This window comes from Ruegeria sp. HKCCD7251 (assembly GCF_013031165.1).
Taxonomy (GTDB): Bacteria; Pseudomonadota; Alphaproteobacteria; order Rhodobacterales; family Rhodobacteraceae; genus Ruegeria.
Genome location: NZ_WPZC01000002.1, coordinates 87,338 through 103,727, shown reverse-complemented (window position 1 = coordinate 103,727; position 16,390 = coordinate 87,338). Strand labels below are relative to the sequence as shown.

Below are 16,390 nucleotides of genomic sequence, written 5' to 3'. Positions count from 1 at the left end.
GTCAGGGGGTCAGAATCCAGGCGCCACCAGCGTCCTGACATCTGCGAGTTCTGACCTCGCGCACCTGCTCGGTGCCTTCAGGCTGGATCAAGTGTTGGAAATGCACACAATTGTCCCGCACATCGCGCACACGAATGGTTCCTTTTGACCCCGAATCCTGACTGGTCCAATTGCGTTCCGTTCCGACCAGAGGCGCGCCATTTTCCAGCATCGAATCCGCTGTCGCGTTCACCACGTTGAAGTCCGCTGGGCTTAGGCCCATTTCAGCAATGATTCTCGACAAGGGCTTGGCGTGACCGCCTGTTCCAAAACCCACCATAGCTGCAAAAACAAATGCCGTGACCGCCAGAGGTTTCATGAATACCTCGCCTTTCAAAAATGACTTCGTCATTCAGACTATACCGCCTGCAATGGGCGGCCAAGTCCTCTTGCGACCTTCAAATAAATCCGAACAAACCTATCGCGACTCTGCCGCTAGAGGCGAAAGTGCAATCCCAGCATAGTGCCCGAAACACGAGTTAGAGGCACGAAATGGCACAGCCAACATACTATGCGCCAACCGGGGGTCACCCGGGGCAGGATCAGCTTTTGACTGACCGCGCCATGTTCACCGACGCATATGCCGTGATCCCCAAGGGCACGATGCGGGATATCGTAACCAGCAATTTGCCGTTCTGGGAAAACACCCGCCTTTGGGTCCTGTCCCGCCCCCTGAGCGGATTTGCCGAGACGTTCTCTCAGTACATCATGGAGGTTCAGCCGGGCGGCGGCAGCGACCAGCCCGAGACAGACGCAAACGCACAAGGTGTTCTGTTCGTGGTCGAAGGGGCCGTGGCGTTGACCTTGGACGGGGCTGTCCACGTCCTTGAAACCGGAGGATACGCTTATATTCCGGCCGGATCGGACTGGACCCTGCACAACCGTGCCGATGAAACCGCGCGTTTTCACTGGGTTCGCAAAGCCTATGAAGCGGTCCCCGGCCTGCCAGCCCCCGACCCGATCATCACGAACGAGCGCGACGTTGCGCCGATCCCCATGCCCGGAACCGAAGGGCGCTGGGCGACCACCCGGTTCGCGGACCCTCAGGACTTGCGCCATGACATGCACGTCAACATCGTGACGTTCGAACCCGGCGGCGTCATCCCGTTTGCCGAAACACACGTCATGGAACATGGCCTGTATGTATTAGAAGGCAAAGCCGTCTATCGGTTGAATCAGGACTGGGTTGAGGTCGAGGCGGGCGACTATATGTGGCTGCGCGCGTTCTGCCCTCAGGCCTGTTACGCCGGTGGGCCGGGCAGATTTCGCTATCTGCTTTACAAGGACGTAAACCGGCACATGCCGCTGTCGTTAACCAAGCGTTGACGGCAAATCGGCTTTTTCCCGCGCAGGGCTTCACAGAAGCGCTTGAATCTGGTGAAATAACACCTGTTTTTAGCACTGGAGATTGTTCAATGGTACTGCGCGGATCAATGCTGGCACTGGCGGCAACAGTTGGCCTGACTGCTTTTCAGGCAACCCCTGTTGTAGCCAAGGAAGAAACCAAACAGGTTTTCGTCATGAGCCGCACTTGGGCGGTGACGCAGGTGTCGGATGCGCCGGTCGTGTACCGCGCGACGCGGGACAACAACAATCTGAATCCCTTTGGCCCGCCGCCGCGCCTGCGGACGCTTCAGGCCGCAACCGCGATTCAGCAGGCCACGGGATGCAGACCAATTGTTGGCAGTATGTATCAAAACATCTCTGGGCAGTTCTTCTCGCAAGTTAGCTGCAACTGACCCCGGCACCAAACGGGCATTGAGGTCAGCGCAACGCGCTGCCATAGCTTGCGCATGAAACTCGCGATTAACGGATTCGGTCGGATCGGCCGCACGATCCTGCGGCAGCTTCTGGCACAGCCGCAGGACAAAGACGTTGAGCTGGTGCTGATCAACGATATCGCACCGCTTGAGACCTGCGCTTATCTGTTCAAATACGACAGCACGTTTGGCCCCTACACCGGCACGGTCGCGCAAGGTGACGCGGAACTGGTGGTAGACGGGCGCGCAATCCCGGTCACGCATAGTTCGGACTTGTCGCAGGTGGACTTGACCGGCGTTGATGTCCTGATGGACTGCACCGGTGTCGCCAGAACGTCGGATGTGGCCAGCCAGGGTCTGACTGCTGGGGCCAGCAAGGTGCTGATCTCTGGCCCGTCCCCCGCAACCGAAATCACGATTGTTCTAGGCGCGAACGAAGATCAACTGGGTGCCGCGCGGATTGTTTCAAACGCATCCTGCACGACCAACGGGCTTGCGCCCTTGGTCAAGGTTCTGGATCAAATCGGGGGCGTGGCCTCGGCGCATATGACCACCATCCACTGCTATACCAACAGCCAGCCGATGGTCGACGCGCCGCGCGGTGATCTGGCCCGTTCTCGCGCGGGAGCGTTGTCGATGGTGCCGACCACCACAAGTGCCACGCATCTGATTGATGAGGTTCTGCCCCACCTCGCAGGGCGCATTTCCGGGGCCGCTGTTCGGGTTCCGACAGCCAGTGTTTCAGCGGTTGATCTGGTTGTGACACTGGAACGAGGTATGACACCCAAGGCGTTCGATAAGGAATTGCGCGCGGCAGTGTCGTCCTCGCCAGTATTGGGTTGGACGGACGAGCCGTTGGTCTCGTCCGACCTGCGCACGCGCCCCGAGTCTCTGGTTATCGCAGGCCCCGAAACACGCCAGATCGGTGAGTGTCAGGTTCGCGTTTTCGGATGGTATGACAACGAATGGGGCTTTTCAGCCCGGATGCTGGACGTGGCGCGGTTAATGGCCCGAGGGTAAGCGGACCGCAGAACACTGCGATCCGCTTTCTTTTGATTATTCGCCCGGCAGGCTGCCCGACCCATGCCCGGACATTCCGCCCGAGACTTCTTCGGTCGCCTCATCTGCCAGTTCGTGCGGCAGGATCAGGTTCAAAACGATAGCGATCAGTGCTGCAGGCAACAGGCCGCTTTTCATCAGGATGCCCAACGTGTCAGGCAGGTGCTGAACCGCATTAGGCTCGAGCTGTAAGCCAAACCCGATCGACAGCGAGATTGCAAAGATCACCATGTTGCGCCGGTTCCAGTCCACATCTGACAGCATCGAAACACCGGCTGCGACGACCATCCCGAACATCACAATCACACCACCGCCCAGCACTTCGATTGGAACGGTACGGATGATCGCCCCTACCTTGGGAACAAGACCGCACAGGATCAGGAACAGCGCGCCAATCGTAACCACGTTGCGGCTCATCACACCGGTCATGGCGATCAGCCCGACATTCTGGCTGAAGGAGGTATTTGGCAAGCCACCAAACACACCAGCCAAGGCTGACCCGAAACCGTCCGCATAGGTGGCCCCGGCGATTTCCTTGTCAGTGGCTTCGCGCCCTGCCCCACCCTTGGTGACACCGGACACATCGCCCACGGTTTCAATCGCCGACACAAAGGCCATCAGGCAGAAACCGATGATCGCCGCGAACGAGAACTCGAACCCGTATTTGAACGGCACCGGCAGCGCAAAGGATGCCGCGCGATCCCAACTTGTGCCAATTGCTTCGAACGTGACCATTCCAACCATCAGGGCGTACCCATAGCCAGCAACTAGGCCAATCAAAACAGCCGAGACAGAGAGCATCCCGCGCGTGAAAAACTTTAGCGCCAGCGTGACGATGATCACGACCAGAGCCGCCGACCAGTTCAGGGCCGACCCATATTCAGGCGTCCCGATGGCCGGAACACCTCCTGCGGCGTATTGAATGCCGACCTTGACCAATGCCAGACCGATCATTGTGACCACCAGCCCGGTCACCAGAGGCGGCAGCGCAAAGCGGATTTTTCCGATCACAGTCCCCAGCAAAGCATGGAACAAACCGCCGACGATCACCCCGCCGAACAAGGCCGCCAGGCCATCGACGCCTTTACCCGCGACCAGCGGAATCATGATGGGCAGAAAGGCAAAACTAGTGCCCTGCACGATGGGCAAAGCGGCTCCGACCGGCCCGAGCGTTACTGTCTGCAGCAGCGTCGCGACGCCGGCAAACAGCATCGACATCTGGATCAGGTACAGCAACTCAGGAAAGTCCGGTGAGTTGGACCCAAATCCGAACCCGGCCGCCCCTGCCACGATGATCGCGGGCGTGACGTTGGATACGAACATCGCCAAGACGTGCTGGATGCCCAGCGGAACCGCCTTATGCAAAGCCGGAGTATAGTTCGGGTCCCGAAGCTGTTCGGGGGTCCCTATGGAAGTGTCAGCCATGAGTTACTGTCCTCTCTGTCAGGTTCACGGGGGTCTTGCCGCTTATCCTGCGGCTTCAACGGTCACGACACGACTTCGTAGGGTGTGTCGAACCAAAATTCCTCAAGGTTGGTGCCTGTGCCGATCCGATCAACAACCGCGAACAGGCCGGGGCCGTGCAGTGGCGTCAGAACGCCATGCCATGTGCCCCTGCGATAGTTCACCGCCTGCCCCGGAGAGGTAATGAACGCCACCGGCTCGCCCGGCTCGCCGTTCTCGTCCAGGGCAACGATGACCAGAAAAGGCTGATGGGTCATGGGGATAAAGGCTTGGCTGCCATCCGGATGCCGCTCTACCATATCAAGCTGATATGGCAGGGCACGCGGGTTGGCGTTAAACAGGCTGATCCCTGCACGGCCATCCGAAAAATCCATCTCAGCACGGTCATGGAACCGGCCGCATTGACCCTGATTGATGATCTTGTCCGGGTCGCCTGCGACTTCGATCACATCCCCAAAAGGCGCGAACGCGGCGTGCGTCAGAGGGGTTGCCGCGATCCGCTTCATGAGGGCAAAGCGTCCTGCAACCGGAACTCGGCGATACGCTCAACCTGACGACAGGCTTCGGCAAACTCCGTGTCTCGGTCCTGTTCAATCCGGCGTTGGAATGCGTCCAGAATCGAAGCCTTGTTGTTATCACGCACCGCAATGATGAAGGGAAATCCGAATTTCTGCGTATAGCGCGTGTTCAGATCCGTAAAAGCGTCGCGCTCAGCATCCGTTAGCGCGTCCAATCCGGCTGATGCCTGCTCGGACGTACTTTCCTGCGTCAATCGCTTGGCCTGCGCCAGCTTACCTGCGAGGTCCGGGTGCGCCGTCAGGACGCCCAGCCGCTCTGGTTCCGATGCGGATCGGAACATGCGAGTCAGCGCATTGTGCAAGCCGCCAGCCGTGTCGTGGGCCGGACCCAGTTCCAGATCATAGGCACGTTCAGCGATCCAGGCAGAGTGTTCGAATATCCCGCCATAGGCTGTGACAAAGGCGTCCCGGTCCATCTCGGACGGTTTGGGCCGTGAGGCAGGGGGATGCTGTTCCGCCCAATGCGCGGCGATTTGCTGGCGGGTCGCGAACCAGACATCCGAATGCCCCTGCGCGTATTCCAAAAGCCGCTTGAGAGCCACGACCCGGCCCGGACGACCGATCAGGCGGCAATGCAGGCCGATCGACAGCATCTTTGGCGCACCCGCCTCACCTTCTGCATAAAGCGCATCGAAACTGTCCTTGAGATACGCATAGAACTGATCGCCCGAGTTAAACCCCTGCGGCGTGGCAAAACGCATATCATTGCAATCCAGCGTGTAGGGGACGATCAACTGGTCCCGCCCACCAGTGTTCATCCAATAAGGCAGATCGTCAGCGTATGTGTCAGCCACGTAGGAAAAGCCGCCTTCTTCGGCGACCAACCGCACGGTGTTTTCGGAACAGCGCCCGGTGTACCACCCCACCGGGCGTTCACCGACAACCTCGGTATGAAGACGGATCGCCTCGGCAATCTGGGCGCGTTCCTCACCCTCGGGCATGTCCTTATGTTCAACCCACTTGAGGCCGTGGCTCGCGATCTCCCACCCTGCGGATTTCATCGCTGCAACCTGATCCGGGGAACGGGCCAAGGCCGTTGCGACACCGTAGACAGTGATCGGCAAGCCCTTCATCAACCGGTGCAAGCGCCAGAACCCGGCTCGCGATCCGTATTCATAGATCGACTCCATGTTCCAATGGCGCTGTCCCGGCCACTGGGCGGCTCCGACGATCTCGGACAGGAATGCCTCGGACGCAGCGTCCCCGTGCAGCACGCAGTTCTCTCCGCCCTCTTCATAATTCAGCACGATCTGAACCGCCAATTTCGCCCCACCTGGCCATTTGGCGTCTGGTGGGTTGGCTCCGTATCCGATCATGTCGCGGGGGTAACGAGGGGGCTGCATGATGTCTTCCGTCTTGTCTTTGTCACATTACCTACGCTTTACCGCAGAAACGCAGCGATGATTATCAAATCAATCCGAACGCTGTTTCCATTTCTTTCGGCATTCCCAAAGTTTCGGAATTCAAACCAGACTGTGTCAAACAAAACATGTGCGCTTTATGTGATAAGCATCAGCAAACCAATGAGACGATTAGAAATTAGGAGATTCCCGTGGCAGGTTATCTGACAACCCATGTTCTGGACACCGCGCGCGGCTGCCCGGCAGAGGGGCTGAAAATTGAGCTGTTCGAAATCACGGACGGAAATCGCCGTAAGCTGGCCGAGACCAAAACCAACGAGGACGGGCGCACAAACAGCCCGATCCTGCCGCAGGACGACTTTACAACCGGTACGTATGAACTGGTTTTCTTCGCCGGTGACTATTTGCGCGCAACCGGTCAGTCCGCAGAAGAACCGCTGTTTCTAGACGAAGTTCCCATCCGGTTCGGCATGTCCGATGCCGAAGCCCACTACCACGTGCCGCTTTTGCTGTCGCCTTACGGGTACTCAACCTATCGCGGCAGTTGAGGGCTCAAACCTCTGAATTGCGGACAACGTCCCCGATCCGGGCAATCATGAAATCCATAAACAACCGCGCCTTAGGGTCCTGATGCCTGCGGTGCGTATAAAGACACGCCATCTGGACGGAAACCGGTGGCGTGTCTGTGGCGACGGGGACGAGACGCCCCGCCTTCAGGTGGTCCGTCACCTCAAAAACGGGCTTCATCGCGATACCTTGCCCTGACAAGGCCCAGTCCGTCAGAACGTCCCCATCATCACATTCAAACCGACCGGTCACCGCAAAGCGTTTGGCCCCCTCGGGTGTTCCCAGTTGCCACTGAAATTCAGCAGCACCCGGAAACCGCAAGTTCAGGCATTCGTGCTTTTCCGAAATCAGGTCCGATCCGGTTTTGGGCATGCCCCGACGTTTTATGTATTCTGGGGCAGCACACAGGACGCGCTGACAATCCGCGATCTTCCGGATGCGCAAAGTGCTGTCTTCTGGCTGACCTATGAAAAACGCTAAATCCAACCCTTCAGTCGTTAGGTCAACGGATCGGTCCGTCAGGCGCAGCCGAACGTCGATCTCGGGGTATGCTGCAAGAAAATCAGGTACATGTGGGGCAAGCAGCCTGCGCCCTACACCCAGCGGTGCCGCGACGAACAACGACCCGCGCGGTGCTTCGGTCAGATGAACCACCTGCGCCTCAGCCTCGTCAACCGCGTCCAGAACCGCCGCCGCGCCGGGATAAAATGCCCGCCCTTGCTCAGTCGGGCTGAGGTTGCGCGTCGTGCGCTGGAACAGGCGGACACCCAGATGATCCTCAAGCTGGGAAATCCGCGCCGAGGTGACCGCAGGGGAAATGCGCAGGTCGCGCCCTGCGGCGGACATGCTACCCAAATCATAGACCCTGACGAAGGTTCGGATATTGTCGAGATAGGACATCTTATCGTTTTTTTTGATACAGTTTGACAATATACGGGAATACCGAAGAAAACCGCGTTTGCCTAGTGTGGCGGCAACCAATCGGAGAGACCTCTCATGTTCGAATTCGCCGTGTTCTGGGACTGGATGGCATTTGCCGTGCGCTGGCTGCACGTAATCACCGCAATCGCCTGGATCGGATCATCCTTTTATTTCATCGCGCTGGACCTTGGCCTGAACCGCAATATCCCCGGACCTGCAGATGGTGAGGAATGGCAGGTCCATGGCGGTGGTTTCTACCACATTCAAAAATACCTGGTCGCGCCCGAACGGATGCCGGACCACCTGACCTGGTTCAAATGGGAAAGCTACGCGACCTGGCTCAGCGGTGCCGGATTGCTGATGATCGTCTACTGGGTCGGCGGAGAGCTGTATCTGATCGACGCGGAAAAGGCGGATCTCGCCTTATGGCAGGGTATTGCGATTTCGGCAGCTTCCCTGACCGTCGGCTGGCTGATCTACGATTTTCTCTGCAAGTCAGGCCTGGGCGAGCGTCCAACGCTGCTGATGGTGCTTCTGTTCGTCCTGCTTGTGGCGATGGGCTGGGGGTACAATCAGATTTTCACTGGTCGGGCGATGATGCTGCATCTGGGCGCGTTCACAGCGACGATCATGACCGCCAATGTGTTTTTCATCATCATGCCGAACCAGCGCATCGTGGTGGATGACCTGAAGAACGGCCGCACTCCGGACCCGAAATACGGAAAAATCGCAAAGCTGCGCTCGACCCACAACAACTATCTGACGCTGCCTGTCGTATTCCTGATGCTGTCGAACCACTACCCGCTGGCCTTTGCGACGGAATACAATTGGATCATCGCTGCACTGGTCTTCTTGATGGGCGTCACGATCCGCCATTACTTCAATACACGCCACGCACGCGCGGGTGATCCCACATGGACATGGCTGGTCACAGCCTTGCTGTTCATCGCGATCATGTGGCTGTCCACGGCACCAATGTATAAACCGCTAGAAGAGGCAGAGGCGCAGCCCCTTACGCCGTATGAGCAGAAGTTTGCAGCCGCTGAAGGGTTTGAAGAGGCCCATGATGTCGTCTTGGGTCGATGCTCGATGTGTCACGCCCGCGAACCCGTGTGGGAGGGCATCCAATGGGCCCCTAAGGGCGTGCTGCTGGAAACCGAAGGTGACATTGCCCGAAACGCAAAACAGATATACCTGCAATCGGGTGTCAGCCACGCCATGCCCCCGGCCAACGTGACCTATATGGAACCAGAAGATCGCGAAGCTATCATCCGTTGGTTCCGCAACGTGGGATCATAAGCCCGAGACTGGTCGACCACACAAATGCGAATTCGACAGGTCCGGCCAAAAATTCTCTTCCCTGCGCGAAAATTGATGCTCTAACATGGCTTTAACGAACCGTCGCGTTGCACAAGGCGGTGACCTAAAACTCGATTTGGGGCAGTTGGAGCCAAAAGATGCAGGGAAACGGGCGGCACGCCGTTTTTAGGAATTGCCTTTTTGGTGCTCTCTCGCTTGTTTTACCCACATCTGTTGCGGCGCTTGAAACGACCCTGACCGCGCCGGGTGCGCCAAGCAAGTTGGTGGAACGGATCGAAGAAACCTCTTCGGTTGCAACGGCCGAGTCTCGCGGTCTGGACACTCCGCTGGAAATTCTGTCAGCCGCATTGTCAGATTACCGGACCATCGTTCAAATTCTCTATGACGAAGGGTATTTCAGCCCGGTCGTCAGCATCAAGCTGGACGGTCAGGAAGCGGCGGAAATCAGTTCACTCAGCGTCCCGGCGCAAATCAACCGCGCGGTAATAACAGTAAACACGGGCCCCACCTTCAAGTTCGGCGAAGCCGTCGTTGTTCCATTGGCCCCTGAAACCGAGTTGCCCGAAGATTTTGCAACAGGCCAGTTGGCCACGACCGGCGCCATTCAACGCGCGGCCTCTGCCGGTGTGCAGGGTTGGCGCGACGCGGGTCACGCCAAGGCCGGGGTTGAGGACGAACAGGTCATCGCGCGGCATGCGCAGGCTAGGCTAGATGCGCGTGTCGATCTGGCACCGGGGCCACGCCTGACCTTCGGGAAAATGTTCATCAAGGGCGACTCGGACGTGCGCCACAGGTCCATCGAAAAAGTTGCCGGATTCCCGTCGGGCGAGGTTTACTCGCCCGAGCAAATTCAAAAAGTTGGAACACGCCTGCGTCGGACCGGAACGTTCAACGTGGTTTCCATCGAAGAACATGAAACCCCGAACCCAGATGGGACGCTGGATTTCGACGCCTATTTCGAAGATTTGCCGAAACGTCGCCTGACTTTCGGGTTCGAGATCGCCTCGCGCGATGGGATCGACGTGACCGCAACCTGGACGCATCGTAACGTATTCCGGCGTGCCGAAAGGCTGCGTTTCGAAGCTGCGCTGCGCAATATTGGCGGGGCCGAGGACTTGGACGGACGTATCGGCCTTCGTCTGGATCAACCCGACAGGCTGGGCCCGGACGACAACACATTCTGGAGCGCGTTGATCGAACGTCGGAACACCGACAACTACAACGTGACAATCACGTCACTGGCCTATGGTGCACGGCGCACATTCTCAGACCGCCTTTATGCCGAAGCCTCGGCCGGCTTTCAGTGGTCAAATGCCGATGACGCCTTTGGGGATGGTCGCAAGTTCCGTTACTTCATTATACCGACGCGGTCCGAGTGGGACCAACGGGACAGCAAGGTCAGCGCGACGCGCGGGTTCTATCTGGATTCTCAGATCATGCCATTCGTCGGGCTGTCTGGCACGGAAACAGGCATTCGATTCTTCTTTGACGGACGCGGCTACACCAGCCTAAACACCGAAGGACGCATCGTTCTGGCCGGTCGGGTTCAGGTCGGGTCGGTCCTTGGCCCCTCGCTGGATGGTGTGACGCCCGACTTCCTGTTTTTCTCGGGCGGGGCCGGTACCGTACGCGGGCAACCTTTTGAAAGCCTCGGCATCCCGGTTGGAAACGAAGTTGCTGGCGGTAAGTCCTTTCTTGGCCTCTCCGGCGAGGTGCGTGGGAAAATAACCGAGACGATATCGCTGGTCGGATTTTATGACTATGGTGTGGTGGACTCCTCGTCTTTTGTCACCAGCGCCGCGGCTTCTCATTCCGGTGCGGGTTTGGGGGTCAGGTATGACTTGGGCGGATTTGGCCCGCTACGTCTGGATCTAGCGGTGCCTGTTCAGGGCGACACAGGCGACGGCCTGCAGTTTTATATCGGGATCGGACAGGCATTTTGATACGGCGATATTCATATCCTGTGCTGACCGCGACACTTATCCTGACCGCGCCGCCTGTGGTCGCGCAAGAAGATGGCGGCGGCAGCATGCTGGAGAACTTTCTCCAGGACACGCTGTCGGGCGACAATCAGAACGTGACCGTGACCGGCCTTCAGGGTGCACTTAGCGCGCGCGCGACAATCGAGGAAATTACCGTCGCAGACGACGAAGGCGTCTGGTTGACCATCAAGGACGCGCAGCTTGACTGGAACCGTCTGGCGCTGATCCGCGGCCGGTTTTCGGTCAACTCGCTGACCGCGCAAGAGATCGACATTGCCCGTGCACCCGGTGCGACGACGACAGACGAACCAGCGGCAACCGTCGAAACACAGCCCTTCCAACTGCCAGAACTGCCCGTCGCAATTGAAATCGGAGAAATCCGCATTGACGAAGTGTCATTGGGTGAACCTCTGATCGGGGTCGCTGCGGACCTTTCGATCAAAGGAAACCTGTCTCTGGCGGACGGAACGCTTGATACATCGCTGGATGTAACCCGTCTGGACCGCGCAGGGGATGAGATCAAGCTGACGGCAGGATTTGAAAACGCCACGAGCGAGATCAATCTGGACCTGCAAGTGACCGAGGCCGCAGGCGGGTTGATTTCGACCGCCTTGAAAATCCCGGACAGCCCCCCGATTGGCCTGACCGCCAAGGGATCAGGGCCGCTTACCGATTTCACAGCCGATATCGGGTTGAGCAGCGACAACCAACAACGCGTTTCAGGGCAAGTGCGCCTGCGTGCGGCTGATGGTGGCGCGCAACAAGGGATCGCCTTTACAACGGACCTGAGCGGCGATCTGACCCCGTTCCTGACCCCAGAAATTGATCCGTTCTTCGGGACGGACACACGCCTGTTCGTGGACGGCCAAACCAAACCCGAAGGCGCGCTTGAGGTGTCAGATCTTGAACTGACCACACAGGCGCTGAACCTAAAGGGAGAATTGGAACTGGCGGAAGGCGGCTCACTCCAACTGGCTGCCCTTCAGGGCCGCATCACACCGCCCGACGGAGAGGCGGTCGTGTTGCCGGTCGCTGGTGGTGAAACGTCCATTGAAGCTGCGCAAATTTCCGCCCTGTACGACCACAAGAACGGAAACCTCTGGGATCTGAGCCTGACTGCAAACGCATTCAAATCACCGCAGGCCAATCTGCAAAACGCGCGTATCAGCGCGCAGGGCGTGCTGGACCAAGGCGAGGCTCTGGCCGTCAGCGGGGATGTTCAGGCCAGTGTCACTGGTATCGACCTGACCGATCCGGCCCTGAATGCGGCCGTTGGTCAGCGCATCACGTTAGACGGACAATTCGATTATGGCAGCGATCAATCTCTTAACCTGTCCGGGTTCGAGCTGATCGGGTCTGACTACGCACTGGCTTTGGACGCGTTGATTGACGGTCTGACAAGCGGATTGACCGTGGATGGATCAGCGACGCTAGAGGCAACCGATCTGGCGCGGTTTTCGGATATCGCCAAGCTTGACCTTAAGGGGCAGGTGTCGGCGCGGGTCGAAGGGAAAGGGTCACCGCTTGAGGGCAGTTTTGACGGGACACTGTTTGTTGACGGCAGCGATCTGGCCACCGGACGCGACGACATTGATCCGGTGATCACAGGGGAAACTACGATCTCACTGGACGGCAAACGCGGGTCTGACGGCATCACGATCCGGTCTTTTGAACTGAACAGTGAAGCGGCTCAGGCACAGGCAAACGGTGTGGTCACAACGCCAAATGGAAACCTGACCATCGACGGGCAAGCGCAGGTCAACGCACCGGATTTGTCCGTTTTCTCGGGTCTGGCCCAGCGCGATCTTGACGGCTCACTTCGCGCCGAAGTCGACGGCACCGGTACTGTTCAGACGTTGGAGTTTGACGGCACCGCAAGTGTGGTCGGCAGGAACCTGCAAACCGGCATGGCTGACATCGACCCGCTTTTGACCGGCCAAACCACTATTCAGTGGGACGGTGCACGCTCTGCCGATCAGATCGAGATTCGAAACGCGACAGTGAATGGCAAAGCCCTAAGCGCACAGGTACAGGCCACAGTGACCGACCCGACCGGAGAGCCATCCGGCAATGGCGAGGCGCGCATTGATGTGCCAGACCTATCCCTATTCTCGGGGATGGCGGGTCGGGACCTGACCGGTTCTGTGACCGCCAATTTCCAGGGCAGCGGCGATCTGGCGACCCGCGCCTTTGATATTCAGGGCAACCTGGACGCCGACGACATTCAAGTCGGTATCGACTTTGTCGACAAGCTTGTGAATGGCCGCACAACCTTGACCGTGGACGCCCAAAACGGGGATCAGGGTCTGGAGGTTCGAAATTTCCGCCTGCAGGGGTCGGCCATTTCAGCCAATGCATCAGGAAAAGTCGCGCGCGAAGCCGGAGGGTTGAACTATTTTGTCCAACTGGATGACGTCGCGCGGATCACACAAACTCTGTCCGGTCCACTGACGCTGGAGGGGAACGTGGCACCCACATCGTCCGGTCTGGAAGGAACGGCAAACTTGCGCGGTCCGGACAGTTCCTACGCCACATTGGAAGGGTCCGTGGATTCAGACGGCGCGGCGGATCTGGTTTTTGATGCAAAACTAAACCGGATTGAGCGGTTCGCCCCGGAATTCCCCGGTACGATTGCCGCGAATGGTACAGCGAAACGTGACAACGGCGTTTGGACGATCGACACAACGGCTGAAGGCCCCGCAGAAATCAGCAGCCGGGTTTCCGGCACATTTGACGAAGCATCTGGTGAGGCCGACCTGAAAGCCGCAGGCGGGGTCAATATCGGTATCGCCAACCTGTTCATTACCCCCAACAAGATCGACGGTACGGCACGATATGATCTGGCGTTGAAGGGGAAACCTTCTTTGGAAGCGCTGAGTGGAACGGTAACCACCTCGGGCACCTCTTTGGCAATTCCCGGTGCCGGGCAGACCATCACGGGTATCAGCGGGTCAGTGGAACTGGCCCAAAGCCGCGCGACGATTTCCCTCAGCGGCGGGCCGCGCGCCGGTGGTAACTTTGTCGTGACAGGCCCGGTAGACCTGACGCCGCCCTTCAACGCAAATATCACGACAACGCTCAACAGTCTCGTTCTGACCGACCAGCTTTTGTATGAAACAACGCTGAACGGCCAAATCGCGATGACCGGCGCTTTGGCTGGCAACAGTTCAATTGCGGGACAGATCACGTTTGAAGAAACAAATATCAATCTGGCCGCTGCATCCGGGGCGGTTGGGGCCGCGCCTATTCCCGACATTCAACATATTGGCGAAGGCTCGGCCAGCTTGATCACCCGCGAACGCGCAGGGCTGGTTGTTGACGAAGAAGCAACGCCCAGCGATTCCCGCATTTCTCTCGACATTGCGCTTTTGGCACCAAAAGCTGTCTTTGTACGCGGGCGCGGCGTGAACGCGGAACTTGGTGGTCGTTTGTTTATTGGCGGCACAACGTCTTCGGTGGTGCCATCAGGTCAAATCGAACTGATCCGTGGTAACTTGGACATTCTGGGTCGCAGGCTTGCGCTGACCAAAGGCATCGTGACCCTGCAAGGCGACCTGACCCCCTATATCGAGTTCGAGTCGTCCGCCAGCACGTCGGACGGCACGGCAACGATTGAAATCGCGGGACCACTAGATGCGCCGGAAGTAGACGTGTTTTCTGACCCCGAGCGCCCTGCGGAAGAAGCGCTGGCGATGCTTCTGTTCGGCAACCGCTTTTCCGAATTGTCGCCGTTTGTCATCGCGCAAATGGCTGCATCACTTGCCCAACTCAGCGGTGCGGGCGGGGACGCCACCAAGGGGCTACGGGATGCGACCGGTGTAGACTCGGTGGACATCGGAGCGACCGAAGGCGGCGCGGGTCGATTGGGTGCAGGGGCTTACTTGAGTGACAATCTCTACACCGATTTCACCGTGAACACCGAAGGCGATACCGAGGTGAACCTGAATCTTGATGTAACCGACAATTTCACCGTTCGCGGAACAGTTGACGGACGCGGGGAAACAGGCGTCGGGGTGTTTTTCGAACGCGACTACTAAGCCCGCCGTATCCCAATCGCCTGCCCGGCCTGAGGGGCTGCGTCCAACCCCGCGTGATCACGCACCATTCGGGCAAGCCGTTCTGCGGCCCAGTCCGGGTAAGCGACCGAACGCCCGGTCTTATGGCTGACATTCATGAACAACGCCTCTTGCGTTGCACAGACTTCACCGTCGTTTTCTGACAGCATCTGCGCAAAATAATGGCCCCTCTTGTGGTCTGCATCCAGCAGGCGTATCCGATAAAAGAAGGGTTCGTTCTCCTGTACTTCGCGCAGGAAAGTCATATGCGACTGCAAAACGTAGGGCCCCTGCCCCAAAGCCGCCACTTGCACTTCGCCAAGGCCCAAATGCTCGACCATCAGCTTTTCCAGCGCCAAATCGAAGGCCACACCGTAGTAGCCGACATTCATGTGGCCGTTATAGTCGATCCATTCCGGCAGCACCCGGAAACCCCGAATTTCGACCGGCGCATCATAGGGGCCGTCATGCCCGCTTAGGGGTTCAGTCATCTGCGTCCTCCTCAAAAATCGCAACGGCCCGAACAAAGCCCGCCGACGCGCCCTTGATCTTGAAAGGAAAGCACGAGATTTCAAACCCCGTTGGCGGCAGGTCTTCGAGGTTGGCCAGCTTTTCCATGTGGCAATACCCGATCTCCATCGAGGCGCGATGCCCCTCCCAGATGATCGAAGCATCCTGCGTCTCAGCATATTCCTGCGCGGTCAGGGCAAAGGGCGCATCCCAGCTCCAGGCGTCCGTACCGGTCACGCGGACGCCGCGTTCCGTCAGGTACAGCGTCGCCTCACGGCCCATTCCGCAACCTTTCATCAAATAGTCAGGCTGACCATAACGCGTTCCCGCAGACGTATTGACGATCACGATGTCCAGCGGTTGCAGATCGTGACCTATGCGCTTCAGCTCTGCCGCGACGTCGGCGGCGGTCGCAACATAACCGTCATCGAAATGCCGGAAGTCCAACTTCACACCTGGATTCATGCACCATTCGAGCGGCACCTCGTCTATGGTAATCGCGCGTTCGCCGTTGTTCATGGTCGAGTGGTGGTGATATGGCGCATCCAGATGGGTACCATTATGGGTCGCGATCTGAAGACGCTCAATCGCCCAACCTTCACCCCCCGGCAGATCATCTTTTTGCAAGCCCGGAAAAAAGGACATGATCTGTTCTGCGGTCTGGTCGTGAGTCAGGTATTCGATTTCGGGCAACATGATCGGCGGGTCGGATACGATCCCGGTTTCCAGCGGAACGGACAAATCGACAAAACGGCGCGGCATGAAACCCTCCAT

14 protein-coding genes are annotated in these 16,390 nt (G+C 58.4%); 7 read left to right on the top strand and 7 right to left on the bottom strand.

The window, feature by feature from the left end; all coding sequences use genetic code 11:
• Position 1 precedes the first annotated feature (1 nt).
• Entirely contained in the window at positions 2–391 is a 390-nt protein-coding gene (locus tag GOX75_RS06645; RefSeq protein WP_171121809.1) for a hypothetical protein, read from the bottom strand.
• A gap of 140 nt (positions 392–531) precedes the next feature.
• On the opposite strand from GOX75_RS06645, the gene GOX75_RS06640 reads away from it, so the two are divergent.
• The 3 genes from GOX75_RS06640 to GOX75_RS06630 all read left to right on the top strand — a co-directional run bounded on the left by GOX75_RS06640 (position 532) and on the right by GOX75_RS06630 (position 2,819).
• The gene (locus GOX75_RS06640) at positions 532–1,365 is read left to right on the top strand and encodes a bifunctional allantoicase/(S)-ureidoglycine aminohydrolase (protein ID WP_171121808.1); all 834 of its coding nucleotides are present in this window, start codon (positions 532–534) and stop codon (positions 1,363–1,365) included.
• Between the two features lie 89 nt (positions 1,366–1,454).
• Positions 1,455–1,778: a hypothetical protein gene (locus GOX75_RS06635; RefSeq protein WP_171121807.1), complete on the top strand. Its 324-nt coding sequence runs from the start codon at positions 1,455–1,457 to the stop codon at positions 1,776–1,778.
• Positions 1,779–1,832: 54 nt separating this feature from the next.
• Positions 1,833–2,819, top strand: a complete 987-nt coding sequence (locus GOX75_RS06630; RefSeq protein WP_171121806.1) for a type I glyceraldehyde-3-phosphate dehydrogenase — start codon at positions 1,833–1,835, stop codon at positions 2,817–2,819.
• 36 nt (positions 2,820–2,855) lie between these two features.
• On the opposite strand, the gene GOX75_RS06625 is transcribed toward GOX75_RS06630, so the two are convergent.
• From GOX75_RS06625 to puuE, 3 genes are all read right to left on the bottom strand, one after another.
• A complete protein-coding gene (locus tag GOX75_RS06625; RefSeq protein WP_171121805.1) occupies positions 2,856–4,283 on the bottom strand; it encodes a nucleobase:cation symporter-2 family protein in 1,428 nt (475 codons plus the stop codon).
• 62 nt (positions 4,284–4,345) lie between these two features.
• Positions 4,346–4,828, bottom strand: coding sequence for an ureidoglycolate lyase (locus GOX75_RS06620; protein ID WP_171121804.1), 483 nt, complete (start codon positions 4,826–4,828; stop codon positions 4,346–4,348).
• Positions 4,825–6,243: an allantoinase PuuE gene (gene puuE, locus GOX75_RS06615; protein WP_171121803.1), complete on the bottom strand. Its 1,419-nt coding sequence runs from the start codon at positions 6,241–6,243 to the stop codon at positions 4,825–4,827. Before puuE ends, GOX75_RS06620 begins: the two co-directional genes overlap by 4 nt.
• A gap of 209 nt (positions 6,244–6,452) precedes the next feature.
• On the opposite strand from puuE, the gene uraH reads away from it, so the two are divergent.
• Positions 6,453–6,809 (top strand): hydroxyisourate hydrolase, encoded by a 357-nt coding sequence (uraH, locus tag GOX75_RS06610; protein WP_171121802.1) that lies wholly within the window; start codon positions 6,453–6,455, stop codon positions 6,807–6,809.
• Positions 6,810–6,813: 4 nt separating this feature from the next.
• Here uraH and GOX75_RS06605 read toward each other — a convergent pair whose 3' ends face one another.
• Positions 6,814–7,728 carry a LysR family transcriptional regulator gene (locus GOX75_RS06605; protein WP_171121801.1) on the bottom strand — a complete coding sequence of 305 codons (915 nt, stop codon included), beginning with the start codon at positions 7,726–7,728 and terminating at the stop codon, positions 6,814–6,816.
• 96 nt (positions 7,729–7,824) lie between these two features.
• Between GOX75_RS06605 and GOX75_RS06600 the strand changes: the two genes are divergently transcribed.
• The 3 genes from GOX75_RS06600 to GOX75_RS06590 all read left to right on the top strand — a co-directional run bounded on the left by GOX75_RS06600 (position 7,825) and on the right by GOX75_RS06590 (position 15,088).
• Positions 7,825–9,048, top strand: a complete 1,224-nt coding sequence (locus tag GOX75_RS06600) for a urate hydroxylase PuuD (RefSeq protein ID WP_171121800.1) — start codon at positions 7,825–7,827, stop codon at positions 9,046–9,048.
• A 158-nt stretch (positions 9,049–9,206) separates the two neighbouring features.
• Positions 9,207–11,012 (top strand): autotransporter assembly complex family protein, encoded by a 1,806-nt coding sequence (locus GOX75_RS06595; protein WP_171121799.1) that lies wholly within the window; start codon positions 9,207–9,209, stop codon positions 11,010–11,012.
• A complete protein-coding gene (locus GOX75_RS06590) occupies positions 11,009–15,088 on the top strand; it encodes a translocation/assembly module TamB domain-containing protein (protein ID WP_254428699.1) in 4,080 nt (1,359 codons plus the stop codon). The genes GOX75_RS06595 and GOX75_RS06590 overlap by 4 nt, the downstream gene beginning before the upstream one ends.
• Here the strand turns inward: GOX75_RS06590 and GOX75_RS06585 are convergent.
• Positions 15,085–15,597: a thioesterase family protein gene (locus GOX75_RS06585; RefSeq protein WP_171121798.1), complete on the bottom strand. Its 513-nt coding sequence runs from the start codon at positions 15,595–15,597 to the stop codon at positions 15,085–15,087. The genes GOX75_RS06590 and GOX75_RS06585 overlap by 4 nt on opposite strands.
• Entirely contained in the window at positions 15,590–16,378 is a 789-nt protein-coding gene (locus tag GOX75_RS06580) for a cyclase family protein (RefSeq protein ID WP_171121797.1), read from the bottom strand. Before GOX75_RS06580 ends, GOX75_RS06585 begins: the two co-directional genes overlap by 8 nt.
• Positions 16,379–16,390 lie beyond the last annotated feature (12 nt).